The sequence below is a fragment of the Subtercola lobariae genome (assembly GCF_014640255.1).
Lineage (GTDB): Bacteria > Actinomycetota > Actinomycetes > Actinomycetales > Microbacteriaceae > Subtercola > Subtercola lobariae.
This window is the reverse complement of sequence record NZ_BMGP01000003.1, coordinates 462,985-488,575: the sequence shown is the minus strand read 5'-3', so window position 1 is coordinate 488,575 and position 25,591 is coordinate 462,985. Positions and strand designations below refer to the sequence as shown.

General features: G+C 64.8%; 20 protein-coding genes and 1 riboswitch. Of the genes, 16 read left to right on the top strand and 4 right to left on the bottom strand.

From position 1 onward, the window contains the following. Positions 1 to 4: 4 nt before the first annotated feature. Positions 5 to 202: a hypothetical protein gene (locus IEX24_RS10230; protein ID WP_188677711.1), complete on the bottom strand. Its 198-nt coding sequence runs from the start codon at positions 200 to 202 to the stop codon at positions 5 to 7. Positions 203 to 394: 192 nt separating this feature from the next. On the opposite strand from IEX24_RS10230, the gene IEX24_RS10225 reads away from it, so the two are divergent. The 5 genes from IEX24_RS10225 (at position 395) to IEX24_RS10205 (ending at position 7,166) form a co-directional block, all read left to right on the top strand. Then, entirely contained in the window at positions 395 to 1,240 is an 846-nt protein-coding gene (locus tag IEX24_RS10225; protein ID WP_188677708.1) for a copper resistance CopC family protein, read from the top strand. A gap of 51 nt (positions 1,241 to 1,291) precedes the next feature. Continuing rightward, positions 1,292 to 1,409: riboswitch (glycine riboswitch) on the top strand. A gap of 192 nt (positions 1,410 to 1,601) precedes the next feature. Then, a complete protein-coding gene (locus tag IEX24_RS10220; protein WP_188677705.1) occupies positions 1,602 to 2,993 on the top strand; it encodes a glycine cleavage system aminomethyltransferase GcvT in 1,392 nt (463 codons plus the stop codon). A 2-nt stretch (positions 2,994 to 2,995) separates the two neighbouring features. Then, on the top strand, positions 2,996 to 3,424 hold the full coding sequence (gcvH, locus tag IEX24_RS10215) for a glycine cleavage system protein GcvH (RefSeq protein ID WP_188677704.1): 429 nt from the start codon (positions 2,996 to 2,998) through the stop codon (positions 3,422 to 3,424). A 4-nt stretch (positions 3,425 to 3,428) separates the two neighbouring features. Next, positions 3,429 to 6,317: an aminomethyl-transferring glycine dehydrogenase gene (gene gcvP / locus IEX24_RS10210; protein WP_188677702.1), complete on the top strand. Its 2,889-nt coding sequence runs from the start codon at positions 3,429 to 3,431 to the stop codon at positions 6,315 to 6,317. A 3-nt stretch (positions 6,318 to 6,320) separates the two neighbouring features. After that, positions 6,321 to 7,166, top strand: a complete 846-nt coding sequence (locus IEX24_RS10205; RefSeq protein ID WP_188677700.1) for a pentapeptide repeat-containing protein — start codon at positions 6,321 to 6,323, stop codon at positions 7,164 to 7,166. A 9-nt stretch (positions 7,167 to 7,175) separates the two neighbouring features. Here IEX24_RS10205 and IEX24_RS10200 read toward each other — a convergent pair whose 3' ends face one another. Beyond that, the gene (locus tag IEX24_RS10200) at positions 7,176 to 7,967 is read right to left on the bottom strand and encodes a CPBP family intramembrane glutamic endopeptidase (RefSeq protein WP_188677698.1); all 792 of its coding nucleotides are present in this window, start codon (positions 7,965 to 7,967) and stop codon (positions 7,176 to 7,178) included. A 283-nt stretch (positions 7,968 to 8,250) separates the two neighbouring features. Here IEX24_RS10200 and IEX24_RS10195 point away from each other — a divergent pair, with 283 nt between their 5' ends. The 5 genes from IEX24_RS10195 (at position 8,251) to typA (ending at position 15,756) form a co-directional block, all read left to right on the top strand. Then, positions 8,251 to 9,870, top strand: a complete 1,620-nt coding sequence (locus IEX24_RS10195; RefSeq protein ID WP_188677696.1) for a peptide ABC transporter substrate-binding protein — start codon at positions 8,251 to 8,253, stop codon at positions 9,868 to 9,870. Positions 9,871 to 9,990: 120 nt separating this feature from the next. Continuing rightward, entirely contained in the window at positions 9,991 to 10,920 is a 930-nt protein-coding gene (locus IEX24_RS10190) for an ABC transporter permease (protein ID WP_188677694.1), read from the top strand. Then, positions 10,910 to 11,890, top strand: a complete 981-nt coding sequence (locus tag IEX24_RS10185; RefSeq protein WP_188677691.1) for an ABC transporter permease — start codon at positions 10,910 to 10,912, stop codon at positions 11,888 to 11,890. Before IEX24_RS10190 ends, IEX24_RS10185 begins: the two co-directional genes overlap by 11 nt. Beyond that, positions 11,887 to 13,641 carry a dipeptide ABC transporter ATP-binding protein gene (locus IEX24_RS10180; RefSeq protein WP_188677687.1) on the top strand — a complete coding sequence of 585 codons (1,755 nt, stop codon included), beginning with the start codon at positions 11,887 to 11,889 and terminating at the stop codon, positions 13,639 to 13,641. Before IEX24_RS10185 ends, IEX24_RS10180 begins: the two co-directional genes overlap by 4 nt. Positions 13,642 to 13,842: 201 nt before the next feature. Continuing rightward, a complete protein-coding gene (gene typA / locus IEX24_RS10175) occupies positions 13,843 to 15,756 on the top strand; it encodes a translational GTPase TypA (protein WP_188677685.1) in 1,914 nt (637 codons plus the stop codon). A gap of 168 nt (positions 15,757 to 15,924) precedes the next feature. Here typA and IEX24_RS10170 read toward each other — a convergent pair whose 3' ends face one another. Then, a complete protein-coding gene (locus IEX24_RS10170; RefSeq protein ID WP_188677682.1) occupies positions 15,925 to 17,955 on the bottom strand; it encodes a bifunctional 3'-5' exonuclease/DNA polymerase in 2,031 nt (676 codons plus the stop codon). Positions 17,956 to 18,172: 217 nt separating this feature from the next. On the opposite strand from IEX24_RS10170, the gene efeU reads away from it, so the two are divergent. Genes efeU through efeB form a run of 3 tightly spaced genes read left to right on the top strand, consistent with a single transcriptional unit; the run spans position 18,173 to position 22,386 of the window. Then, a complete protein-coding gene (gene efeU, locus IEX24_RS10165) occupies positions 18,173 to 19,819 on the top strand; it encodes an iron uptake transporter permease EfeU (protein WP_188677679.1) in 1,647 nt (548 codons plus the stop codon). Positions 19,820 to 19,833: 14 nt separating this feature from the next. Then, positions 19,834 to 21,045 (top strand): iron uptake system protein EfeO, encoded by a 1,212-nt coding sequence (efeO, locus tag IEX24_RS10160; protein WP_188677676.1) that lies wholly within the window; start codon positions 19,834 to 19,836, stop codon positions 21,043 to 21,045. Then, entirely contained in the window at positions 21,046 to 22,386 is a 1,341-nt protein-coding gene (efeB, locus tag IEX24_RS10155; RefSeq protein ID WP_229715223.1) for an iron uptake transporter deferrochelatase/peroxidase subunit, read from the top strand. It begins immediately after the preceding gene. 123 nt (positions 22,387 to 22,509) lie between these two features. Here efeB and IEX24_RS10150 read toward each other — a convergent pair whose 3' ends face one another. Further along, positions 22,510 to 23,454, bottom strand: a complete 945-nt coding sequence (locus IEX24_RS10150) for an EfeM/EfeO family lipoprotein (protein ID WP_188677673.1) — start codon at positions 23,452 to 23,454, stop codon at positions 22,510 to 22,512. 119 nt (positions 23,455 to 23,573) lie between these two features. On the opposite strand from IEX24_RS10150, the gene IEX24_RS10145 reads away from it, so the two are divergent. Genes IEX24_RS10145 through dapC form a run of 3 tightly spaced genes read left to right on the top strand, consistent with a single transcriptional unit; the run spans position 23,574 to position 25,584 of the window. Beyond that, a complete protein-coding gene (locus IEX24_RS10145) occupies positions 23,574 to 24,053 on the top strand; it encodes a hypothetical protein (RefSeq protein ID WP_188677670.1) in 480 nt (159 codons plus the stop codon). A 37-nt stretch (positions 24,054 to 24,090) separates the two neighbouring features. Next, positions 24,091 to 24,417, top strand: a complete 327-nt coding sequence (gene fdxA / locus IEX24_RS10140) for a ferredoxin (RefSeq protein WP_188677667.1) — start codon at positions 24,091 to 24,093, stop codon at positions 24,415 to 24,417. A gap of 30 nt (positions 24,418 to 24,447) precedes the next feature. Continuing rightward, on the top strand, positions 24,448 to 25,584 hold the full coding sequence (gene dapC / locus IEX24_RS10135; RefSeq protein ID WP_188677664.1) for a succinyldiaminopimelate transaminase: 1,137 nt from the start codon (positions 24,448 to 24,450) through the stop codon (positions 25,582 to 25,584). Positions 25,585 to 25,591: the final 7 nt, after the last annotated feature.

The following is a 25,591-nucleotide window of genomic DNA, read 5'->3' as shown; positions in this document are numbered from 1 at the left end:
CCGATCAGCGTTTTCGGGGGAGTTTCAAGCCGAGCAGGCCGTGCTGATCGTCGCGTTGCTCTGAGAATGTGGCGCCCCAGCGCATCTCTGTGGCGTGAGCCCCGCACACGGAATAGACGAGGGTGAGGCCGTTTGCCTCAACGATGACCTCGTCGTCGGGCTCCGCCGAGCATCCGATCACCAGGCAGCTGACAGCAGTCATGTCGACACCTTACAGAAATCGCCCGCGACCTGCCTGTCGAGGCTCTGCGTTGCGACTCAATCGGGCCCTGAATCGGCCGGTCGGTGCACTAGCCTGAGGGCCATGACTTTACGCTGGGTCAAACCCGCTAGTCCGCTGAGCATCCGGCCGCTCGGCCCGGCGAATGCGGGTGCCTCCGGTTATCGTTGATCTGTGCGAATCTCCCCCCACGATGCCCCGCGACTCGTCGGGTTCGGGCTTCTGGCGGGGCTCGTTCTGGCCGGTGTCGGTGCAGCCGTCGCCGCTGCCCCGGCGCTCGCGCACGACACGGTGGTTTCGTCGAGCCCGTACAACGGCGAAGTCGTGACGAAGCCCATCGACACGGTGACCGTTTCGTTCAGCGACGCCCTGATGGCCCTCGGTGCCGGTTCGGCCACGGCCGGCACGGCAGGCTCGCCCAGCACGTCGGCCTCGAGCCCCGCGGGGTTCGCCATTCAGGTGACCGATGCCGACGGTGGCCACCACGAATCTGGTTGTGTCACCGTCGACGGCAGTGGCGCCACCACGAGCGTGGCGCTCGGCGAGGCCGGCGAGTACGACGTGACGTGGCGAGTGGTGTCTGACGACGGGCATCCGATTTCTGGCACGTACTCGTTCACCTGGCAGCCCACCGCCGTCACGGTCGCTGCGCCTGCATATGACGGAGCGCCTGCGTGCGGGGCGGTGTGGTCTGGCGCAGCAGCGTCTGGCGGCGCGGGCACAGCGACCGGTTCGCCCGGCGAAGCGACCGCAGGGCAGACGAACCAGACGGGCGAGTCTGGCTCGGCTACTCAGCTCGGCGAGTCGGGTCAGGTGGGCCAAACGGGTCAAGCAGGCTCTTCAGAAGCGAGCACAACGCCGCCCGAGCCGACCATGACCATTCTTTCTGCGGTGCCCGCCGACTCGAACGAAGACCAGGGGCTGGCGTTGCCTATCGCCATCGTCGCGGGCGTCGGTGCGCTCGCAGCATTAGCAGTCGTGGTCGTGACGGTGTTTCGCCGCTCGCGCACGGGCCGGTAGGCTAGCCACGTACCCGCACGTAGGTACGCACAACTGAATACTGTTGGCCGAAAGGTCGGCGCGGGAGAGCCCAGCACTTTCGAAGCAGCGCAGTGCGCTTATTCGAAACGGGCACCGAAGGAGCAATTCTCTCCGATAATCTCTCAGGTTCGTGTACCGCGCTGAACTGGCCACTCTGAAAAGCAGACGCCCGAAAATGGGCGGCTCGCCCACGGTGAAAGCTTCTGTTGCGCAGTTCGGCGCCGCGGCGGTGAAACTCTCAGGCAACGATGACAGAGGGGGAGTTCGCTGAGGTTCTGCCGAACCTCGATGACCTTGACCGACCTGCCAACACGCGGGCCGGTAATGATCAGGAGAACTCATGACCGCCGACCCACCCCCACCCGCTCCGGTGTTCTCGCCGCTGCATGCCGTGCATGTCGCAGCGAATGCGAGCTTCACCGACTTCGCGGGCTGGCAGATGCCGGTGCGTTACTCGGGCGACCTGGCTGAGCACCACGCGGTTCGTACCGCAGCGGCGATCTTCGATCTGTCGCATATGGCCGAGCTGAGCATCCACGGGCCTGATGCCGCAGCGTTTCTCGACTACGCCCTGGCGGGCAAGCTCTCGGCGATCGCTCTCGGCCAGGCGAAATACAGCCTGCTGCTGGCGCCATCTGGCGGAATTATCGACGACGTGGTGGTCTACCGCACCGGCGAATCTGAGTTCATGGTGGTCGCCAACGCCGGCAACCATGAGGTGGCGTTCGAGACGCTTCTCGAGCGCAGCGCCCCATTCGATGTCGAGGTGGTCGACATCAGTGACGACCTGGCGCTCATTGCGGTTCAGGGCCCCCGCTCGCGCGAGATCGTGGCTGCGACCACGGCACTGGCGTTCGATGTCGTAAAGCCCGGCACTGTGCATACCGACACTGTGCATACCGACACTCTGCAGGTCGGCACTGTGCAAACCGACACTGCGCAGGTCGACACTGTGCAGGTCGACACCCCGCGGTCGGCTCCGGATGCCCGTTCCCTCGAATCGCTGAAGTATTACTGGTCGCTTACCGCCGCCTACTCAGGTGAACCGATCCTCGTCGCTCGAACCGGTTACACCGGTGAAGACGGCTTCGAGCTGTACGTTCCCGTTCGTCTGGCTGCCGAACTGTGGCGTGACCTTGTGACTGCCGGCGAGCCGTACGGCCTGATTCCGGCGGGGCTCGCGTCGCGTGACACGCTGCGCCTCGAGGCGGGAATGCCCCTTTACGGTCACGAGCTGAGCCTCGACACGCTGCCCGCCCAGGCAGGGCTCGGCCGGGTGCCCAACCTCAGCAAGGGAGACTTCGTGGGTCGCGCCGCGCTCGAGAACGCTGCCAGTGCACCGACCGCTCTCGGAGCCGAGACCGGTGGTGCGCCCTCAGCTTTCGTCGACGAAGGCGAGACACACAGCCCGTCGACGCCGTCTCGCGTGCTCGTTGGTCTCGTCGGCGACGGCAAGCGTGCCGCGCGCGCCGGCTACCCGCTCTATGCCGATGACACCCCTGGCGGCACCCTCGACAACGCCGCTGGCGACACCCACGACGACCCCGCCCCCGCACCCATCGGCGAGATCACCAGCGGCGTTCTCTCGCCCACCCTCGGCGTGCCCATCGCCATGGCCTACCTCGACCCCGCCTTCGCCGCCGAAGGCACCGCCGTCTCGGTAGACGTTCGTGGCAAACGCCTGCCTTTTCGTGTCACCCCGTTGCCGTTCTACAGCAGAAAGAGAGCCTGACCGTGACTGACTACTCCGCCCTTACATTCACTGCCGAACACGAGTGGATTCGTCTCGAGCCCGTTTCAGAAGGCTCCCCGGCCACCGCGACCATCGGCATCACCTCGTATGCCGCCGGTCGACTCGGCGACGTCGTGTTCGTCGACCTGCCTGAGGTGGGCGCAGAAATCGCCAACGGCTCGGTCGTCGGCGAAATCGAGTCGACCAAATCGGTCGGCGAACTCTTCGCGCCCCTCAACGGCATTGTTCTGGCGAAGAACCAGTCGGTCGAAGACTCGCCCGAGCTGGTGAACAGCGACCCGTTCGGCGAAGGCTGGCTCATCAAGGTGGAGTTCACCGAGCTGCCCGAGCTGCTCACCTTCGCCGAATATCAGGCGCTGCTGGGCGACGACGCACTCACCGACGACGAGACCGACCGAGCGGGAGCCTGACTAGATGAGCGCCCCTTTCGTCGACCGCCACATCGGAACAGACCGCCTGGCGCAAGCCGCCATGCTGAAGGTGCTCGGCTACGACACTGTCACCGAGCTCGTGGAGGCGGCTGTACCGCCCTCGATTCACACTCAGAGCCGGGGCGAGCTATCGGTCATCCCGCAGCCCGCCAGCGAACGCGAAGTGTCGGCCGAACTGCGCAGCCTCGCCGACCGTAACTCGGTGAAACGCTCGATGATCGGGCTCGGCTACTACGACACCATCACGCCCGCCGTCATCAAGCGCAACGTGTTCGAGAACCCGAGCTGGTACACCGCGTACACGCCCTACCAGCCCGAGATCTCGCAGGGGCGTCTCGAGGCGCTGATCAACTTTCAGACCATGGTTGCCGAGCTCACCGGCCTCACCACGTCGAACGCGTCGATGCTCGACGAGGGCACAGCGGTCGTCGAAGGCATGCTTCTCGCGCGCCGGGCCAGTAAGTCGAAATCGACCGTGTTCGTGGTCGATTCGGATGCCCTGCCGCAGACCAAGGCGCTGCTGGTGTCACGGGCGTCGGCGGTGGGCATCAACCTCGTCGAGCTGAACCTCGCGACGCTTTCGCCCGCCGAGCTGCCTGACGCGTTCGGCGTCTTCGTGCAATACCCCGGCGCTTCTGGGTTCGTCTGGAACCCCTCGGCAGTGATCGAGCAGGCCCACACCACCGGCGCGCTCGCCGTCGTGGCGGCCGACCTGTTGGCCCTCACTCTCATCACGTCGCCCGGCGACCTCGGCGCCGATGTCGCCGTGGGCACGAGCCAGCGTTTCGGTGTTCCGATGGGCTTCGGCGGCCCGCACGCCGGCTACATGGCGGTGCGCAAGGGCCTCGAGCGCCAGCTGCCCGGGCGTCTGGTCGGGGTCAGCGTGGATGCTGTCGGCAACCGCGCCTACCGCCTCAGTCTGCAGGCTCGCGAACAGCACATCCGCCGCGAGAAGGCCACCTCGAACATCTGTACTGCGCAGGTGCTGCTGGCGGTGATGGCCGGCATGTACGCCGTCTACCACGGGCCGAAGGGTCTTCGCGACATCGCCCGCGAGGTGGCGGGACGAGCCACGTCTCTCGCCGTGCTGCTGCGCACGGCAGGCGTGGTCAGCCGCCACGATGAGTTCTTCGACACCCTCACGCTCGACGTTCCCGGGGGCGCGCGAGCGGCAGCAGAGCGCGCCTACGACCGTGGCTACCTGCTCAACGTCGTCGACGACGACACGCTCAGCATCTCGGTCGACGAGACCAGCACCGACGACGACATCGCACAGGTCGTGGCTGCGGTCGCAGGAAGCGTCGGCAGCGTCAACAGCGTCGAAGGCACTCCCGCCGATTCGCAACCGAGCCTCCCCGCCGAGCTGCTGCGCACCAGCGAGTTTCTCACCCACCCTGTCTTCAACACGCACCGCTCGGAGACGAGCATGATGCGCTACCTCAAGCGTCTCGCCGACTACGACTACGCGCTCGATCGCGGCATGATTCCGCTCGGTTCCTGCACCATGAAGCTGAACGCCGCCACCGAGATGGAGGCGGTGAGCTGGCCCGAGTTCGCCGGGCTGCACCCCTTCGCTCCCCGAGCAGACGTCGAAGGGTATCTCACCCTGATCGACCAGCTCGAGTCGTGGCTCACCGAGGTGACCGGGTACGACACGGTTTCACTGCAGCCGAACGCCGGCAGCCAGGGTGAGCTCGCCGGTCTGCTGGCGATTCGCGGCTACCACCACTCCCGCGGCGACGATGGGCGCACGGTGTGCCTCATTCCGTCGAGCGCTCACGGAACGAACGCTGCTTCTGCGGTGCTCGCCGGCATGCGCGTCGTCGTGGTGGCCTGCGACGACCTGGGCAATGTCGACGTCGCCGATCTGCGAACGAAGATCGGCGAGCACGCTGACGAACTCGCCGCGCTGATGATCACCTACCCGTCGACCCACGGTGTGTACGAGCACGACATTGTGGATATATGCCGTTTGGTGCATGAAGCGGGCGGGCAGGTTTACGTCGACGGCGCTAACCTCAACGCGGTGCTGGGTTTCGCCCGCTTCGGCGAGTTCGGTGGCGACGTTTCGCACCTGAACCTGCACAAGACGTTCTGCATTCCGCACGGTGGTGGCGGCCCCGGTGTGGGGCCGGTGGCAGCGAAATCGCATCTGGCACCCTTCTTGCCCGGTCACGAGTTCGCTCAGAAATCCGAGCATCCTGCAGCAGGCGGCGGCTCGGTCGTGCACGGCGGGGGAGCGGTCTCAGCGGCCCCCTACGGCAGCTCGAGCATTCTGCCCATCAGCTGGGCCTACGTGCGCATGATGGGCTCTCAGGGCCTCGCGGCTGCAACCGAAGCGGCGGTGCTCGCGGCGAACTATGTCGCAGCTCGGTTGCGTGACCACTTTCCGGTGCTGTACTCGGGCGATAATGGTCTTGTGGCACATGAGTGCATTCTCGACCTCCGACCGCTGCGCGAGGCCACCGGAATCACGGTCGACGACGTGGCGAAGCGGCTCATCGACTACGGCTTCCATTCGCCCACCATGAGCTTTCCGGTAGCCGGCACGCTGATGGTCGAGCCCACCGAGAGCGAAGACCTCGCCGAGATCGACCGGTTCATCGACGCGATGATCGCCATCAAAGCCGAAGCAGACGCCGTGGCACGCGGTGTCTGGCCCGCCGACGACAACCCGCTCGTGCACGCTCCGCACACTGCGCAGTCGATCGCTGTGGGCGAGTGGATGCACGCCTACGACCGCGAGCGTGCCGTCTTTCCCGTGGCATCCCTCGTCGCGCAGAAGTATTGGCCCCCGGTGCGCCGCATCGACCAGGCTTATGGCGACCGCAATCTGTTCTGCGCCTGCCCACCACCCGAGGCGTTCGAGTAGCCGATGGATATTGTCAGGGCAACACTCACGAAATCAGCACTCACGCTCGCCATCGGCTTGGGGGCACTGTTACCCGTGGCGCTCGCGTCATCGGCTGACGCGAGCGTGCTCGCGGTCACACCGGTCTATTCGAGCGGTGGATGCGTAATCAACCACAGCGCCGACGGGCCGGTGGCCGGCGGCAGCCAGTGCGCGAACGTCGACCTCAGCGGCGTGCACCTCGCCCAGTCTGATTTCGACGGAGCGAATCTCACGAACGCCGATCTGAGTGCGGCCGATGTTCAAGCCTCGACGTTCGCGAACGCGACCCTCACGGGCGCCGACTTCACCGGGGCTCGCGTGGTGGGCGCCGATTTCACCGGAGCCGGCATTCTGCCGGCGACTCTCGAGGTGTCGGCGGCCACCGCCGATGGCGCGCCGGTGAACTTCACAGCGACGCCGCCGAAAGGCTTGACGATGACGGGCTGCAGCATTGCCGGCGAGCCGGTCGACTCGGGGGCGGTCTTTCCGCTCGGCCAGAGCGGAGTGGTGTGCTCGTTCGCCTCATCTCGCCCGAACGAGGTGGCTACCGCGCTCGTCATGGTGACCGTGTCGAGCCCGCAGACCTCGGCTCCGCCCGTGCCGGTGTTCAGCGCCGAACCGGGCTCCGCTGCGCCCTCGGCCACCGCGTCAGCAGCTGAAGGGCTCAGCCCTGCCACGGCGACCCTGCTGGTGGGCGGAGCGGGTGTGATCGTGCTTCTCGGAGTGGTGGGGTTGATCATCCGTGGCGCGCGTGGCTCACGGGGCGCGGGCGGCGGCGGGAGCGGTGGCAGCACTGGCGGCTCTGGCCGAGGCCGCAGCAGGCACTAGGCACTAGCCCTATTTGAACAGCTGAGGAAACGTGGCGACTGCCCAGGCGTAGCCCACGAACGAGGCGATGTCGAGAATCCAGTGCGTGATGACCAGCGGCACGGTTCGGCCCCAGCGGGTGTAGAACCAACCGAAGACCACACCCATCACGAAATTGCCGATGAACGGCCCGAAGCCCTGGTAGAGGTGATAGCTACCGCGCAGCAGAGCGCTCGAGCCGATGATGACCCATGTGTTCCAACCGAGTCGGCCGAGGCGCTCGAACAGGTAACCGACCACGATGAGTTCTTCGGTGATCGCCGCACGCAGAGCCGACAGAATCAGAATGGGAATGGTGTACCACGATGGGTCTAGTGGTGCGGGAACCACGTTGACCGTGATGCCGAGCGCGCGGCCGACGAAATAGAACGCCAAGCCGGGGATGGCGATGATCGCCAGCAGTAAGCCTGCCCGTCGCAGGTCTCGAAGGGGCTGGGATGCGTCGAAACCGAGTCTCTTGAACGGGTTGACGCCCGAAAGGGTCAGCAGGTGGAAGACCAGTAGAACCGGAGCAATGGCGAACGCAATGCCGAGAAACTGGTAGGTGAGATCAAGCCAGGCCCGAGCGCTCTGGGTCTGGTTGATCGTTGCAGTCTGCGAGCCCAACGAGGTGGGCCGAGTGAGTAGATCGATCAGCTGAACGATGGAGTACACCGCCGATGCACCGAGCGACAATGCCAGCACGACGATGACTTCGAAGCCGATTCGGCCTTTTGTGAAGATCGGCGGCGGCGGGTCGGTACGGGGTGTCGAAGGGTCCATTTTCGCTCCGCCGCTTTCTTGCGTTTTTCGGTCTGAAATCACAATTATTGTGCGAACTGCACAACAATCCCGTGATATTAGTTTCTAATATGTAACTTTTTTGGCTCGCATTTGGTTCTGGGCGATACCCCTTTTAGGGTACTCGTTAGTCATCGAGCGCGTCGTTCACCGCGGCGTGCTCGATTTGCGAGGCAATCACACGCACCGCGAGCGACACATTCATTCGAATTCACCGGCCACAAGCCGTGAGATCGATTTGCCCAGTTTGCACAGGAGGAAAACCTTGAAAAAGAACCGTATTGGAGTGGGCGTTGTCGCTCTGGCTGCAGCCAGCGCGCTCGTGCTCACGGGATGCTCGTCAGGCGGCAGCAGCAGCACGCCTACGTCGAGTGCCAATCTGTCGGCCGTCATCACAGCCAATGGCTCAGAGCCCCAGAACCCGCTCATCCCCACCAACACGCAGGAGACGGGTGGTGGCCGTATCGTCGACTCCATCTTCGCCGGCCTCGTTTACTACGACGCAACGGGCAAGCCGATCAACGACGCGGCCGACTCGATCACCACGACTGACTCGCAGACGTTCACGATCAAGCTCAAGGCGAACCAGACCTTCAGCGACGGTACGCCCGTCACGTCGAACTCGTTCGTCAAGGCGTGGCAGTACGGTGCGCTGCTCAGCAACGCTCAACTCAACCAGTCGTTCTTCGCTCCGATCGAGGGCTACAGTGCCACGGCAGACAGCCCCCTCACGGGTCTGACGGTGGTCGACGACACCACCTTCACGGTCAAGCTCAGCGCACCTCAGGCCGACTTTCCGCTCGAGCTGGGTTACGACGCGTTCTACCCGCTGCCTGACAGCGCGTACGCAAACATGACCGCGTACGGTACCGACCCCATCGGCAACGGCCCGTACAAGCTGGCTTCGCCCACCGCATGGCAGCACAACGTTCAGATCGACCTCGTTCCGAACACCAGCTACACCGGCGGCCGCAAGGTGCAGAACGGTGGCCTGACCATCAAGTTCTACGCCGACCTCGGCGCTGCGTACGCAGACCTGCAGGGCAACAACCTCGACGTGCTCGACTCGATTCCGAGTGCCGACCTGGCCACGTTCCAAAACGACCTCGGCAGCCGCGCGGTGAACGAACCGACCGCCGTGTTCCAGTCGTTCACCATTCCGGGCCGTGACGCTCACTTCAGCGGTCAAGAAGGCCAGCTGCGTCGTCAGGCGCTATCGGAGTCGATCGATCGCGACACCATCACGAAGGTCATCTTCAATGGCACCCGCACCCCTGCCAGCGACTTCACGTCGCCGGTCATCAATGGCTGGACCGACAGCCTCTCGGGTGCGAGCTCGCTGAAGTACAACCCCGACGACGCGAAGAAGCTGTGGGCAGAGGCCGACGCCATCTCGCCGTGGAGCGGTACCTTCCAGATCGGCTACAACGCCGACGGTGACCACCAGGCCTGGGTTGACGCTGTGAGCAACAGCATCAAGAACACCCTTGGAATCGACGCATCTGGCGCACCCGTGCCCACCTTCGCCGCGTTCCGCACCTCGGTCACCGACAAGTCGATCAACACCGCCTTCCGCACCGGATGGCAGGCCGACTACCCGGGTCTCTCCGACTTCCTCGTGCCGCTGTACAGCACCTCAGGAAGCTCCAACGACGGCCAGTACTCGAACCCCGCAGTTGACGCCCTCTTCACCAAGGCATCGGCTGAGACCAGCACCGACGCAGCGAACCAGGATTACCAGGACGCTCAGAACATTCTTCTGAAAGACCTGCCTGCTATTCCGTTGTGGTACTCCAACATCACCGGTGGCTACGGCACCTCGGTGTCGAACGTCTCGTTCGGCTGGAACTCGGAGCCGCTCTACTACGCGATCACGAAGAGCTAGTTTCGTCCGCTAACCATTGGGGGGCGGCAGCATCATGCTGCCGCCCCTTTTGGTTTGACTCCTAAATAAGGTCTACTTACCCGTATGCGCATTTTCTCCAGGTTGCGAGGCTGACCCTCCATGGGCGGTTATATTCTCAGGCGCCTTCTGCAGGCGATTCCTGTCTTCTTCGGAACAACGTTCCTCATCTACTTCATGGTCTTCGCTATGCCGGGAGACCCCATCATCGCCATGTTTGGCGACAAGACCCCGAATCCGGCGCTCGTCGCCCAGCTTCGGGCGCAATATCACCTCGACCAGCCGTTCATCGTTCAGTACTTCATCTACATCGGCGGCATCTTTCGCGGTGACTTCGGTATTTCGTACTCGGGCGTGCCGGTGGGCGACATTCTGCTGCGCACCTTCCCCGTCACGCTGAAACTCGCGGTCATCGCGCTGTTCTTCGAAACGGTCTTCGGCATCGTCGTCGGTCTGATCTCGGGCCTGCGCAAGGGCAAGCTCTTCGACGCGAGCTCGCTGGTGATCAGCCTGATTCTGATCTCGCTGCCTATCTTCGTGATCGCCTTCGTTGGCCAGTACGTGTTCGGAGTTCAGCTCGGCTGGGCCAGAACGACGGTGGGCCCCGGTGCACCGGTCGCCGACCTGATACTGCCAGCGCTGGTGCTGGCGAGCATCAGCTTCGCCCAGATCGTCAGGCTCACACGGTCGTCTGTCATCGAAACGTCGAGCCTCGATTTCGTGCGCACCGCCTACAGCAAGGGCCTCAGCCGTAACCGAATCGTTCCCGTGCACATTCTGCGCAACTCGCTGATTCCCGTGGTCACCTACTTGGCCACCGACTTCGGTGTTCTGCTGGTGGGCGCGACAGTCACGGAAGGTATCTTCAACGTTCCCGGTGTGGGTAACACGCTGTACCAGGCCATTATTCGAAGCGAAGGCCCCACCGTCGTGTCGTTCGTGACGGTGATGGTGCTTCTGTACCTTGTCGTCAACCTCATCGTCGACCTGCTTTACGGCTTGCTAGACCCAAGGATCCGCTATGTCAAATGACCTCACTGAGCGACCGCCTCTCGAGGCGACTCCGCCATCGGCGAACCATTTCGTCGCTCCACTCGAAGAAACTCCCCTGCTGGCAATCGACGTCGTCAAGGTCGCCGACAAGCCGTCGAACCTGTGGATCGATGCCTGGCGAGACGCGAGGCGTCGCCCCATCTTCTGGATCTCGGGCTTCTTCATCATTCTGGTGTGCGTTGTCGCGCTCTTCCCCGGCCTGTTCACGAACGTGCTACCGAACAACAACTGCCAATTGATCAACAGCAACGGGGGGCCGACGGCCGGGCATCCACTCGGCTTCACGAAGCAGGGTTGCGACGTATACTCGCGCATCATCAACGGTACGTCGACCTCGCTTTCGGTCGGCATCATCGTCATTGTTCTGACCACGGTTCTCGGCATCGTCTTCGGTGCCTTTGCCGGGTTCTACGGGGGCGTCGTCGACGCATTTCTTTCGCGCATCGGCGACATCTTCTTTTCGATTTCGTACATCTTGGCCGCCGTGGTCATCATGTCGGTGCTCGTCAACTACCGGAGTGTGTGGACGATTTCGCTCGCCATCGGCATCTTTGCGTGGCCCGCGACGGCCCGCGTGTTGAGAGCCGAGATTCTGCGGGTGAAGAACTCCGACTTCGTCATGGCGTCTGAGGCGCTCGGAGTTTCGAGTCTTCGCATTCTGCTGCGCCACGTGCTGCCCAACTCCATCGCCCCGGTCATCGCCATCACGACGATCTCGCTCGCCGCCGCCATCGTGGCCGAGGCGACCCTGTCGTTTCTCGGTGTGGGCCTCGGCAGCAGCATCATGTCGTGGGGCAACGACATCAACCAGGCTCAGAAAGACCTGCGTACCAACCCGCAGACACTGATCTACCCGTCGCTCGCACTTTCGCTCACCGTATTCGCCTTCATTCTCATGGGCGAAGTGATTCGAGACGCGCTCGACCCGAAAGCGAGAGCACTTCGATGAGTACAACACTGCCAAGCCCGTCGGCTGACGGCCGAGTGGATGACCGTGTTCCCCTTCTGCAGATCAACAACCTGCAGGTGGGTTTTCACACGCAGACCGGTGTCGTTTCCGCCGTTCGCGGGGCGAACCTGACGCTTCATGCCGGCGAGACCCTCGCCATTGTGGGGGAGTCTGGGTCAGGAAAGTCGACCACGGCTCACGCCATCATCAACCTGCTGCCGGGCTCTGGAAAGGTGACCGGCGGCGAGATTCTCTTCGACGGTCGCGACCTGACCAAAATCTCTGAAAAAGAGATGCAAGAGATTCGCGGCAAGCTCATCGGGTTCGTGCCGCAAGACCCGATGTCGAACCTCAACCCGGTGTGGAGTGTCGGCTTTCAGGTGCAAGAGGCCATCAAGGCCAACGGCATCGCCAAAGGCAAGGCCGACATCAAGAAGCACGCCGTACAGGTGCTCAAAGAGGCGGGGCTCGCCGACGCAGACAAGCGTCTGAAGCAGTTTCCGCACCAGTTCTCGGGCGGTATGCGCCAGCGTGTGCTCATTGGCATCGGGTTGTCGTCACGGCCCAAGCTGCTGATCGCCGACGAGCCGACCTCGGCGCTCGACGTGACCGTGCAGCGCACCATTCTCGACAACCTCGAGAAGCTCACCCGCGAGATCGGTACGGCACTGCTCTTCATCACGCACGACCTGGGTCTGGCGGCCGAGCGTGCCGAGCATCTCGTGGTGATGTACAAGGGCCAGGTTGTGGAATCGGGCCCCTCGCGCGAGATTCTGGCGAACCCGCTGCACCCGTACACGCAGCGTCTGGTAGCTGCGGCGCCCAGCTTGGCTTCGCGTCGCATCCAGTCGTCGTCGCGCAAGCTCACCGACCTCGACTACCAGGCGAGCGATGTGACCGAGGGGCTCGACCTCATCGAGACCGCAGAGGCGCGCGCAGATCTGCTTGCTGCAGCGAAGCCTCGCGAAGACGCCATCGTGGTGCAGAACCTCACCAAGGTCTACAAGATCCGCGGCAACAAAGAGGCCTTCACCGCAGTCGACGACGTGTCGTTCAGCATTCAGCGCGGAACGACCATGGCGCTGGTGGGGGAGTCGGGTTCGGGCAAGTCGACGGTTGCGAAGATGCTGCTGCGCCTCGAAGACGCGACTCACGGCGAGATCGTCATCAACGGCACGAACACGGCGCCGCTGAAGGGAAAGGCTCTGCTCTCGCTGCGGCGCAAGATGCAGCCCGTGTTTCAAGACCCGTACGGTTCTCTCGACCCGCTGCGCAACATCGGCCACACCATTGCCGAGCCGCTCAACACGCACAAGGTCGGCGACAAGAAGTCACAACGCGAACGCGTGAACGAGTTGCTCGACCAGGTCTCGTTGCCTCGGGCGCTGGCCAGCCGCTACCCGGGTGAACTCTCAGGGGGCCAACGGCAGCGCGTGGCGATCGCTCGCGCGCTCGCGTTGAAGCCCGAAATCGTGATTCTCGACGAGGCGGTTTCGGCCCTCGATGTGCTCGTGCAGGCCCAGATTCTGCAGTTGCTCTCTGATTTGCAGACCGAGCTCGACCTGACGTACCTCTTCATCACTCACGACTTGGCCGTCGTTCGCGTGATCGCCGACCATGTCTCAGTGATGCAGCGTGGCAAGATCGTCGAGCGCGCAACAACTGACGAGGTGTTCGACAACCCGCAGACGCAATATACTAAAGAGTTGCTGAATGCGATTCCCGGGGCAGGTATTGCCCTGCGGGTATAATCGCATCAACAACCCGCATGCATTCAGTGCTCGGTTATGAACGCGGTGTCTCGGCACCGAGTTCGGCGCTCGCACTGTGTGCAGCGCTCCGCGGGCGTCGCTGCCCACAGTTCAGTCGGGCTGCTCAACAGCCCGACGTCGTTTATTTCGTCGGGCTCGTAGAGAATATGTGAGTCCGCATTACTTTGAGGACGATCATCCATGGCGTCAGCCACCCGCGATGACCTACGTAACGTAGCCATTGTCGCCCACGTCGACCACGGCAAGACCACGCTTGTCGACGCAATGCTCAAGCAGACCAACTCGTTCGACGCCCATTTCGAGGGCGAAGACCGCATGATGGACTCGAATGACCTTGAACGCGAAAAGGGCATCACGATTCTCGCTAAGAACACTTCGGTGCTCTACAGCGGTAAGCACGCCAACGGCAAGTCCATTGTCATCAACGTGATCGACACCCCGGGCCACGCCGACTTCGGTGGTGAGGTCGAGCGCGGCCTCAGCATGGTCGACGGTGTCGTGCTGCTCGTCGATGCGTCTGAGGGCCCGCTGCCGCAGACGCGTTTCGTGCTGCGTAAGGCGCTCGAGGCGAACCTTCCGGTCATCCTGCTGGTCAACAAGACCGACCGGCCGGATGCCCGAATCGACGAGGTCATCGCTGAGTCGCAAGACCTGTTGCTCGGCCTCGCGTCAGACATGTCAGACGACCACCCCGATCTCGACCTCGACGCGGTGCTCGACGTACCGATCGTCTACGCATCGGGTCGCGCCGGCGCTGCATCGAACAACAAGCCCGAGAACGGCACGCTGCCCGACAACGACGACCTCGAGCCGCTGTTCGAGGCGATTCTGAAGCACGTTCCGGCTCCCGTCTACGACGACGAGCACCCTCTGCAGGCGCACGTCACCAACCTCGACGCGTCGCCGTTTCTCGGTCGTCTCGCCCTGCTGCGCATCTTCAACGGTCACATCAAGAAGGGCCAGCAGGTCGCCTGGGTGCGTCACGACGGTTCTGTGCAGAACGTGAAGCTCACCGAGTTGCTGATCACCAAGGCTCTCACCCGCTTTCCGACGGAGACCGCCGGCCCCGGTGACATCGTGGCCATCGCCGGTATCGACGAGATCACCATCGGCGACACCATCAGCGATCCCGAAGATGTGCGCCCGCTGCCGATCATCACGGTCGACGACCCCGCCATCTCGATGACCATCGGTACGAACACCTCGCCGATGATCGGCCGCACCAAGGGTTCGAAGGTCACCGCCCGCATGGTGAAAGACCGTCTCGACCGCGAGCTGGTCGGTAACGTCTCGCTCAAGGTCGTCGACATCGGCCGCCCCGACGTGTGGGAGGTGCAGGGTCGTGGCGAGTTAGCTCTCGCCATTCTGGTCGAGCAGATGCGCCGCGAGGGCTTCGAGCTCACCGTGGGTAAGCCTCAGGTGGTCACCAAGCAGGTCAACGGCAAGACGCACGAGCCGTACGAGCATTTGACGGTGGATGCCCCTGAAGAGTTCTTGGGCGCCATCACCCAGTTGCTCGCCTCGCGTAAGGGCCGCATGGAGACCATGCAGAACCACGGCACCGGCTGGGTTCGTATGGAGTTCATCGTTCCGTCGCGTGGGCTCATCGGGTTCCGTACGGAGTTCTTGACCACCACGCGCGGCACCGGCATCGCAAACGCCATCTCGCACGGCTACGACGCGTGGGCCGGCCCCATCGTGACCCGTAACAACGGCTCGATCGTCGCCGACCGCTCGGGTGTCGTCACTCCGTTCGCCATCGTGAACCTGCAAGAGCGCATGTCGTTCTTCGTCGAGCCGACGCAGGAGGTTTACGAGGGCATGGTCATCGGTGAGAACTCGCGCGCCGACGACATGGACGTGAACATCACCAAAGAGAAGCAGCTCACCAACATGCGCCAGTCGACATCTGACACGTTCGAGCGCATGACCCCCTCACGCAAGCTGACCCTCGAAGAGTCGCTCGAATTCGCTCGCGAAGACGAGTGCGTCGAGGTGACGCCCGAGTGGGTGCGCATTCGCAAGGTGGAGCTCTCGGCGCAGGCCCGCCAGCGCAGCGCTTCGCGCGTCAAGTCGCAGAACGCGAACGCGTAGGCGCTTCGCGCCCCCGCTGCGCTCCGCGCCGCACCTCCACAAGCGCCCCGTCCTTATCGGCCGGGGCGCTTGTGCGTGCGCGCCCGTTGCTTTTGAGCCCGCCGAGGCGTTTCGAGTCCGGTACACCGGGCTCAATTGGTCGTAACAGGCTCACGTGATGCTGAGTGGCTACGCGGCGTCGGCGTACGAGGCGACGATAGAGATGTCGAGGGGAACGTCGACGGGAAAGGCCCCGAAGAGCAGGCGGGTAGCGGATGCCGCGGCGGCACGAATGGCGTCTGCGACGGCCTCGACGTGCTCGACGGGGGTGTGCACGATGACTTCGTCGTGCAAGAAGAACACGAGGTGCGGTTCGCGATTGAAGGGAGCCGCGGCCTGGCCGGGGATGGCGGGCGTGACGGTGGGGTCGTTTGCCGGCGCGGAGGGTGCGGCGGTTGTGCTAACTGCTCGGGTGTTTGCGGGTGTTGCGGGCGACGCGTCGGTGGGTGCGGGTGCTGGTGCGGTGTCGGTGTCAGCGAGCGGGGCATCGGGCGTGGTCGGCGTGGCGGGAGGGAAGGCGGCTAGGCGGCGGCGGAGGTCGGCCATCCAGCAGAGGGCCCAGTCGGCGGCGCTGGCCTGCACGACGAAGTTGCGGGTGAAGCGGCCCCAGTCGCGGGATTCGCGGCGGGCGCGGGTGAGTTCGGCGTCGTTGGCGGCGCCCTCGGCGGCGCGGGCCTGCGACTCCCACCACTCGGAGCCGGGCCGGGGAGCGCTGCGGCCGAGACGCGAGGTGACCACTTCGCCGCGCTCACCCGCGCGCGCCGCCGTCTCGACGAAGGCGAGCGCCGTGGGGTAGGCGCGAGCGAGCCGGGGCAGGAGCCGCCCGCTTTCACCGGTCGTGGCTCCGTACATCGCCCCGAGCATGGCGACTTTCGCCTGAGCGCGGGTTTCGACGGCGCCGCTGGCAACGATTCCGGCGTAGAGGTCGGTGCCGCGACCGGCGGCAGCCATGGCGGTGTCGCCTGCGATGCCAGCGAGAATGCGCGGCTCGAGTTGCGCCGCGTCGGCGACCACGAGCATCCAACCGTCGTCGGCAGTTACCGCTCGCCGAATCTGTTTCGGCAGCTGCAGGGCGCCGCCGCCTCGGGTGGCCCAGCGGCCCGAAACCACTCCGCCCGGAACGTAGTCGGGCACGAAACGGCCGTTTCTGACCCACTGCTGCATCCACGACCATCCATTCGCGCTCGCGAGGCGCGAGAGTTTCTTGTACTCGAGCAGCGGTTCGATTGCCGGATGCACGAGCTTCTGTAATTCCCACGACCGCGTTGTAGCGACCGAAAGTCCCGCGTTTCGCAGAGCCCGAAGCACGTCGGCGGGGGAATCGGGGTTGAGGTCGGCAATGCCGGTCTCGGTGCGAATTCGCTCGGCCAGCCGCTCGAGCCGCTCGGGGCGAACGCCTGCAGCCGTGCGCGGCCCGAGCAACGAGGTGAGCAGTTCGTCGTGCAGATCTTCGCGCCACGGCAAGCCGGCGTGCGACATCTCGGCCGCGATCAGCGCGCCCGCCGACTCCGCGGCGAGCAGCAACCTCAGTCGATTCGGGTCGGTCGACTCGCGAAGAGCGTCTAGCTGCAGCCGAAATTCGCTGAGGGCGGCGGCCATCGTGAGCGAATGTGATTCGGCCTCAAGCAGAGTCGCACCCAGGGCCGAGTCATAAGCCGCGCTAGCGGCCGCGCCCGGGCCCTCGCCTGCGGCCGAGAGGTCGAAGAGCGTGACCTGCTCGCGTGCCCCGGCAGGCGTGGCGGGCTGCAGCGGCGACGCCGCATCCCACGGCGAAGTGGATGCCCGGGCCAGCGCCGTCTCGGCTGACAGGCTCGACGACCGAAGTATGGCGTGGCTGAGCCGAAGGTCATGACACCGCTCGACGCGTACGCCCACCGCTAGTAGCTCGGCGTACACCGAAGCCGTGTCGGCCCACACCCAACGCGGGGCAGAGCCCGCCGGTGCTTCGGTGCCGGAGCCCGTTGTTTCGACCGGGGAGCCGGTTTCGTTGCCTTCATGGAGTGACCCCGACGCACCAGCGTGTTGCCGTTCGACCGCTGCGACGGCGGCGGCCACGTCTGCCTGTGCGACGCGGTCGACCGGCCGAGCATCCGACCCGTCGTCGTTCAGCGTCGCCAGACTGAACGAACTGTCAGGCGAAGCGCAGAGAACGAAGTACACGCCTTCATTCTCGCCTGCGCCACTGACTGTGCGTACGCTCAGCCAATGCTCGGCGAGAAAGTTAAGACAGGCGACCCTTAGTAAGTGTAGGCTTACCTTCGTAGCGAGGCCTCGAGAGCTCGTCACCCGTTCCGCACGAATTCACCGTCTCTGCCCGTCTCTGCCCGCCTGTGCACCCCGCACCTCTGCGCCCGCACCCCACTGCTGGAGTCTCTACTTGCTTGCCACCTTCGTCATCGGTCTTCGTGAGGGCCTCGAAGCGGCGTTGATCGTCGGCATCATCGCCGCATTCTTGAAACGCAATGGGCATTCACTGAGGTCGATGTGGGTGGGTGTCGTCGCCGCCATCGTGCTGAGCATCGCCGTGGGCGTGACCCTCGAGATCATCTCGGTGGGCTTGCCGCAGGCGCAGCAAGAGGGCATGGAGTCGATCATCGGTGTCGTCGCCGTGATCATGGTGACGTTCATGATCACCTGGATGAGCAAGCACGCCCGCAATATGCGCAGCGAGCTCGAATCCACGGCGACCAGCGCGCTGGCGCAGGGCTCCGTATTCGCCCTGGCGGGCATGGCTTTTCTCGCCGTGCTGCGTGAGGGATTCGAGACCTCGGTGTTTCTGCTGGCCGCTTTCCAGTCGTCAGTGAGCCCCTTCGCGGCCGGTGCTGGCGCGGTGCTCGGGCTGCTGCTCGCTGTGGCCATCGGTTACGGAATCTACCGCGGCGGTGTGAAGCTCAACCTCGGCAAGTTCTTCACCGTGACCGGCGTGTTTCTCGTCTTCGTCGCGGCCGGGCTCGTGATGAGCGCCCTGCGTACGGCGCATGAAGCAGGCTGGATCACCGTCGGCCAGAACGCCACCGTAGACCTGTCGTGGCTCGCCCCCGGCGGCTCGGTGCAGGCCGCTCTCGTCACCGGAGTGCTCGGCATTCCCGCTGACCCCCGCGTCATCGAGGTGCTCGGCTGGGCGCTCTACCTCGTGCCCATGCTGCTCTTTGTGCTCTGGCCGCACTCGAAACGCCCCGGCAAGCGTGCGTACCGCGTGCAATTCGGCATCGCCGCCGCGTGTGCTGCGGCAGCTCTTGTGCTGTTCATCGCGGTTCCGGCCGCACCGCAGGCAGCGGTGGGTGCGGTCGTCATCACCGGCGCCGACGGCGCACAGGTCGGCACGGCCGAGGTCACCGCGTCTGGTTCGGGGCCAGACCTCTCGCTGACTGCGACGGTGCTCGGTGTTACGACGGTGACGGCGCTCGATTCGTCGGCGGCGAGCATCCAGAACCACCTGGGTGAGGATGCCCGGGCGTTCTCCATCACGACCGACACCCCCATCAGCGGGCAGCCGTCGACCCTCACGCTCGATGCTGTGGCCCAGCTGAACGGCGGCCGCACCCCGGTCGGAGTCAGTCGAGTCACCAACCCCGGCCCGTTCGACGCCACCTGGCAGGCCACGCAGACCGTTCAGGCGTGGGTGGTCGGCGACACGCTGCTCGATGCCTCGAGTTCGTCGGTGACAACGCTCACCCTTTCGGGTGGCGGGCTCTCGTCGGCTCGAACGGTTTCCATTTCGGGCAGTGGTACGGCGCCGACGGCTATCGCCTGGGGCGTTTCGCCGCAGCAGGCCTCGGCAACAGCCGCGGCGCTGTCTGACGCGCAGGTAGCCGCCTCTGAGGCGCAACTCTTCAAGGTGTATCTGCCGATTGTGCTGGCCGTCGCCGCGCTGATTCTCGCGGCCTTCGGTCTGCGCGGGCTGCGGTCGGCACGGCGCACGGGCGACCGGGCCGACGCTGACGTTTCTGCCTCCGGCGCGAGCGAGCCCGACGACTCACTGTTCCATTCCGACAAGACCCCTGCTCACAGCACCAGCTTCTAGGAGTTGCACCACCGATGACGAAATTCGCCACCCCTTTTCGCGCCCGAAACGGCGCGCGCTTCGCCGTGCTGGGCGGCCTCATTGCGGGCAGCCTGCTCTTGACGGGCTGCAGCAGCGCCAGCACACCGGGCTCGACCGCAGCGCCGACCGGCGGCAGCGCCCCCGTGTCGAACGGCGCCGCTCAGGTCAAGGTCACGCTCTCTGGTTCGGAGTGCGCGCTCGACTACTCGAGCGCCCCGGCAGGCCCTGTGACCTTCGAGGTGACGAACACCGACGCAGCCGGCCTCAGCGAGGTCGAACTGCTCAGCGACAAGCGCATCATCGGTGAGCGCGAGAACATCGTGGCCGGTCTTCAGCCCGCCTCCTTCACCGTCACGCTCACCGGCGGCACCTACAACCTGAACTGCCCCGGTGCGACCACCGAAAACACCGCGTTTACCGTGGTGGGCGCCGCAGCAACCACCGCCAGCGACACCCAGAGCCTGCTCGCTGAGGGCACCACCGGCTACGGATCGTACGTCGAAGACCAGGCGCAGGCGCTGGTCACCGCAACCCAGGCACTCGACACGGCCATTCAGTCGGGCAATGTGACGGCGGCGCAGACGGCATATGCCGAGGCGCGCCCGTTCTACGAGCGCATCGAGCCCGTTGCCGAGAGCTTCGCCGATCTCGACCCTGAGATCGACGCACGCATCGCCGATGTCGACCCCGGAACTCAATGGACGGGCTTTCATCCCATTGAACAGGCCCTCTTTACCAACCAGGCCATCACTGACGACACGAAGTCGCTGAGCACCAAGCTCGTCGCCGACGTCACGCAGTTGCAGACGCTCACCACGGGTCTGACCTATAAGCCCGAAGAGCTCGCGAACGGGGCATCCGGTCTGCTCGACGAGGTTCAGTCGTCGAAGATCACTGGTGAAGAAGAGGCCTACAGCCACATCGACTTGCTCGACTTCGCGGCGAACGTCGAAGGTTCTGAGCAGGCGTTCGAGTACCTGAAGCCGGGCCTCACCACCATCGACCCGACTCTCACGCAGCAGATCGCCGACCAGTTCACGTCAGTGGATGCTCTGCTCGCCACCTACAAAGATCCTTCGGCCATCGGCGGTTACGCCCTCTACACCGACGCCCTGAAGGCCTCTGACGCCACGAAGCTGACGCAGGCCATTCAGGCTCTGCAGGCGCCGCTCTCGCAGATCTCCGAAAAGGTGGCGACGGCGTAAGTGCGCAAACGCGGTAAGAACGACGCCGGCGTGCCCCTCGAAGGTGCGCCGCCCACCCCCTCGAGAGGCGTGCCCCTCGAGGGTGCGCCGGCCACCCCCACCGGTATCTCGCGCCGCGCGCTCTTCGGCGGCGCGCTCGCCAGCGCCGCGGCCGGCGCCGCCGTGGGCATCGTCGCTACCGGCGTCGCCGAGCAGTCGGCCGAGGCAGCCGAGGTTGCCGCGGCGTCACCGAACGACTCGGTGGTCGATTTCTACGGGGTGCATCAGGCGGGCATCCAGACCCCACCGCAAGACCACCTCGTGCTGATGGTGTTCGACGTGACCACGGCCTCGGCCTCTGAGCTGCAGGTCATGCTGGCCAAGTGGTCTGCCGCCATGGCGCAATACTCGAAGGGCGTGCCCGTGGGTGCCGTCGAGCCAGACCGCGACCAGGCCGTTCCGGGTGACACGGGTGAGGCCTATGGCATGGGCCCGAACGCGCTGACGCTGACGCTCGGCTTCGCGCCGTCGATGTTCGACAGCCGGTTCGGCTGGGCGAAGTACAAGCCGGCCATCTTCAGCGATCTGCCGGCCTTCGCCAGCGATGCGCTCACGCCCGAATTCACCGGCGGCGACATCTGCATTCAGGCCTGCGCGGCAGATCCCCAGGTGGCCTACCACGCGATTCGAAATCTGGCGCGCATGGCCAGAACCACCGCGACGACACGGTACACGGTGCAGGGGTTCGGGCGGGCATCCGCTGGCCAGGGCCAGACCACCCCGCGCAACCTGATGGGTTACAAAGACGGCACGCGCAACATCAAGACCGACGACGAGCTCGACCAGTTCGTCTGGGTGGGCAATGAGAGCGACCAGAGTTGGATGGTCGGCGGCAGCTATCTCGTGGCCCGCAAGATTCACATGCTCATCGAAACCTGGGACGCCGACTACATCGCCGACCAGCATGCCGTCTTCGGCCGCACCAAAGCTGCGGGCGCCCCGCTCACCGGCACGGGTGAGTTCGACACCCCCGATTTCGCGGCGAAGGGCTCAGACGGTGCGCTCGTGATTCCGGCGAACGCTCACGTGGCGCTCGCCGCCCATGAGAACAACGGGGGAGTGAAGATTCTGCGCCGCGGCTACAACTTCACCGACGGCATCGACAGCGTGGGGCGACTGGATGCTGGGCTGATGTTCTTGTCGTACCAGAAAGACCCGGCGCAGTTCGTCTCGATACAGTCGCGTCTCGGGGCATCAGATCGCCTCAACGAATACATTCGGCACGTGGGTTCTGGGGTGTTCGCGGTGCCGCCCGGGCTGAGCGGCGCGGGCGACTACTTCGGTAAGGCCCTGTTCGCCTGATTCTGGCGCGCCGGCGCCTGGCGGTTGGCGACCGGCAAGGGTGAGCAAAAGCAAAGAGCGCGGCGCATGGTGCTTTTGCGCAACCCGCGCGGGTTCTAGAACGACCCGGCTGCGAAGCGCGGGTCAGCCGGCGGGCGCGGGAGTGGGCGTCGCAGTGGCCGGAGCCATCGTCACCGTCACCTGGCTTAGTGAGGCAGCGAGAGCCGACACCTTGTCTTTGAGCGAGGCCAGGTCGTCTGCGCTGACCTTGTCGTACCGTTTGAACGCCACCCCTTCACGCTGAGCGTTCAGGGAGTCTTGTATGCCGCCGAATTCGTGATCGAGGGTGGTCGCGAGGGCCGCGTCTTGCGTCACCAGAACCACACGGATGCCCTCGAAGACCAACTGCGCGCCGTCGACGTAGCCCTGCAGGTCGTACAGGTCAGAGCTCGAGGCCGCGTCTTCGGCGCCGTTGGCCGCATTCACACCGCGCGTTTGCAGCAGCTTCGCCGCACCCTCGGTCTGCTGGTCGACGGTAGGTCGCAGACCGTTGATCTGCTCGACGAGGGCGTGCGTATCGGCCGCGAGCCCCGTCGCCAGCGCCGTGCGCTGCTCTGCCGAATACGGTGCTTGGCCGGCCACCGGGTAGAGGTCTTGTTCGATGGCGTGCCACCCCGTGAACGCCTCACCGGCGGTCAGGTCTTGCTGGCGGGTGTCGAGCCGGGCATCGAGGTCGGCGAACGAGTCGGAGACCACGAGCATCCGGTTGTAGAACATGCGGGTGGGGGCGTAAAGCGAACGGGCGAGGTCGTCGTCGCCTGCCTGATAGGCGGCTGCAAATTCTGCTGCGCCGCCGTCGAGCTGTTCGGCCTGCTGACGCAAGTAGTACGCGAGATCGCTGGTCGATTCGCTCAACTCGACCGCCACCGAGATCTGGGGCGTCATCGCTTGGCTGCCCGAGCTGTTCGAACTATTCGAGCTGCCTGAGTCGCCAGAGGTCGACGTTTGAGACGTTTTCGCCGTGCATCCACTGAGCGCCAGCGCGGCGATGAGAGCGGCCGCTGCGAGCGCTGAGGTTCTGGATTTCACGAATGGTCTCCGTGTGAGGTGAGGGGATGCTGCCGAAAAGTGTCGCGGCACCATTGCCTCTTTTACGGTACAGCGTTCAGGTAGCCTCGCTAAATTGAGGGCAATAACGAAAGGCAATTGTGATCTCTGCAGAAACTGAGCGCGCGCCAGAGGTGGGCGAGTCGTGGTTGGTTCGGGTGGGCAGCTGGTTGGTTGCGTTGCTGCTCGGTGTGGTTTTCGGCATGCTCGGTACGGTCGTGAATCAGTTCACCATCAGCATTTTCGGCTGGTTCGACCTGCCCATCGGGCTCATCATGGGCTGCCTGGCGAGCGCTCTGCTGCTGCTCGGGTTGCGACTCATTCTGCCGACGCGCACGCTCGCCTTGCTCGCGGCGGTCGGGCTCGTGGGCATCGTTGCGGCGCTCACCTTGCAGAGCCCGGGCGGGTCGGTGCTGATTCCGGCGAATGCTCTGGGCTATGTGTGGACGTTCGCGCCCACGGTGATCTCGCTGGTCATTCTGGCCTGGCCGCGCCGGGTGGCTCGTCGACAAGAGCCGACTGCGCAAGAGCCGACCGCGCAGGAGCCGACCGAGCAAAAGCCTGTCAGCGCGAGCGAATAGACTTGACAACGATCAGTTTCGAAGGGATTTCACCACTGTGACCTATGTCATCGCTTTGCCGTGTGTCGATGTCAAAGACAGGGCCTGCATCGACGAATGCCCTGTCGACTGCATTTACGAAGGCGAACGGTCGCTGTACATCCACCCCGACGAGTGCGTCGACTGCGGTGCGTGCGAGCCGGTGTGCCCCGTCGAGGCCATCTACTACGAAGACGATCTGCCCGAAGAATGGGCCGATTACTACAAGGCGAACGTCGAATTCTTCACCGACATCGGTTCGCCCGGCGGCGCGGCGAAAATCGGCGTTATCGCCAAAGACCACCCCGTCATCTCGGCCCTGCCGCCGCAGGCCACGCACGCCTAGCCCGGCCGGCGACGCTGTGAGCGTGTTTCGGTGAGCCTTCAGGAGCTGCCCGACTACCCGTGGGAGCAGATGGCTCCATTCGTCGAACGCGCGAAGGCGCACCCCGACGGGCTGGTCGACCTCTCGATCGGTTCGCCGGTCGACCCCACTCCGGCGCTAGTGCGTGAGGCGCTGGCTGCGGCGACGGATGCCCATTCCTACCCGCAGACGGCCGGAACCCCTGAGCTGCGCCGCGCCATCACGTCATGGTTCGCGAGGCGTCGGGCGGTGCCCGGGCTGTCAGAAACCGCGGTTCTGCCCACCATCGGCTCGAAAGAGTTCGTGGCGTGGCTGCCCTTCATGCTCGGTTTCGGCGAGGGCGATGTTCTCGTGCATCCGCGGGCCGCCTACCCCACGTACGAAATGGGCGCCATCATCGCGGGCGCACCCGCGGTGGCAGCGGATGACCCTGCCGAGTGGCCGACGGGCACAAAACTGGTCTGGCTCAATTCTCCGGGCAACCCCGACGGCAGCGTTCTGACCGTGGAGCAACTCGCTGCCGCGGTGGCACGCGCGAGGGAGCTCGGAGCCGTGATCGTGAACGACGAGTGTTACGCCGAGCTCGGCTGGGAGGGGCGGTGGGCCGAGGAGCCGGTGCCGAGCATCCTCGACCCCCGGGTGGTGGGCGACAGCACCGCCGGAGTTCTTGCCGCGTACTCGCTCAGCAAGCAGTCGAACCTGGCGGGTTACCGTGCGGCCTTCGTCGCCGGCGACGAGTCGCTGATCGCCCGGCTGCTGAACGTGCGCAAGCAGGCCGGCATGATGCCGCCAGGGCCGGTTCAGACCGCTATGACGGTGGCGCTAGGCGATGACGCTCACGTCGCCGAGCAGAAGGAGCTCTACCGGGCCAGGCGTGCCGTGCTGAAGCCCGCGCTCGAGGCGTACGGGTTGCGTATCGACCGCAGCGAAGCGGGGCTCTACCTCTGGGCGAGTGCGGGTGTGTCGTGCTGGCAGAGCATCGCCGAACTGGCCGACCTCGGCATCGTCGCGGGCCCCGGCGAGTTCTACGGTTCGTTCTACCCCGACCACGTTCGCTTCTCGCTCACCGCGACAGATGAACGCATCGAAACTGCGGCAAGGCGACTGCACGAAGTATCTCGGCATCGAGATACCCGTCGCGTCGTTTAGGCTGAGA

Coding starts and splice junctions, on each gene's coding strand:
- gcvP (WP_188677702.1), top strand. CDS start 3,429: ATGAGCGCCCCTTTCGTCGACCGCCACATCGGAACAGACCGCCTGGCG.
- IEX24_RS10220 (WP_188677705.1), top strand. CDS start 1,602: ATGACCGCCGACCCACCCCCACCCGCTCCGGTGTTCTCGCCGCTGCAT.
- typA (WP_188677685.1), top strand. CDS start 13,843: ATGGCGTCAGCCACCCGCGATGACCTACGTAACGTAGCCATTGTCGCC.
- IEX24_RS10180 (WP_188677687.1), top strand. CDS start 11,887: ATGAGTACAACACTGCCAAGCCCGTCGGCTGACGGCCGAGTGGATGAC.
- IEX24_RS10185 (WP_188677691.1), top strand. CDS start 10,910: ATGTCAAATGACCTCACTGAGCGACCGCCTCTCGAGGCGACTCCGCCA.
- IEX24_RS10205 (WP_188677700.1), top strand. CDS start 6,321: ATGGATATTGTCAGGGCAACACTCACGAAATCAGCACTCACGCTCGCC.
- IEX24_RS10190 (WP_188677694.1), top strand. CDS start 9,991: ATGGGCGGTTATATTCTCAGGCGCCTTCTGCAGGCGATTCCTGTCTTC.
- IEX24_RS10230 (WP_188677711.1), bottom strand. CDS start 202: ATGACTGCTGTCAGCTGCCTGGTGATCGGATGCTCGGCGGAGCCCGAC.
- IEX24_RS10200 (WP_188677698.1), bottom strand. CDS start 7,967: ATGGACCCTTCGACACCCCGTACCGACCCGCCGCCGCCGATCTTCACA.
- efeO (WP_188677676.1), top strand. CDS start 19,834: ATGACGAAATTCGCCACCCCTTTTCGCGCCCGAAACGGCGCGCGCTTC.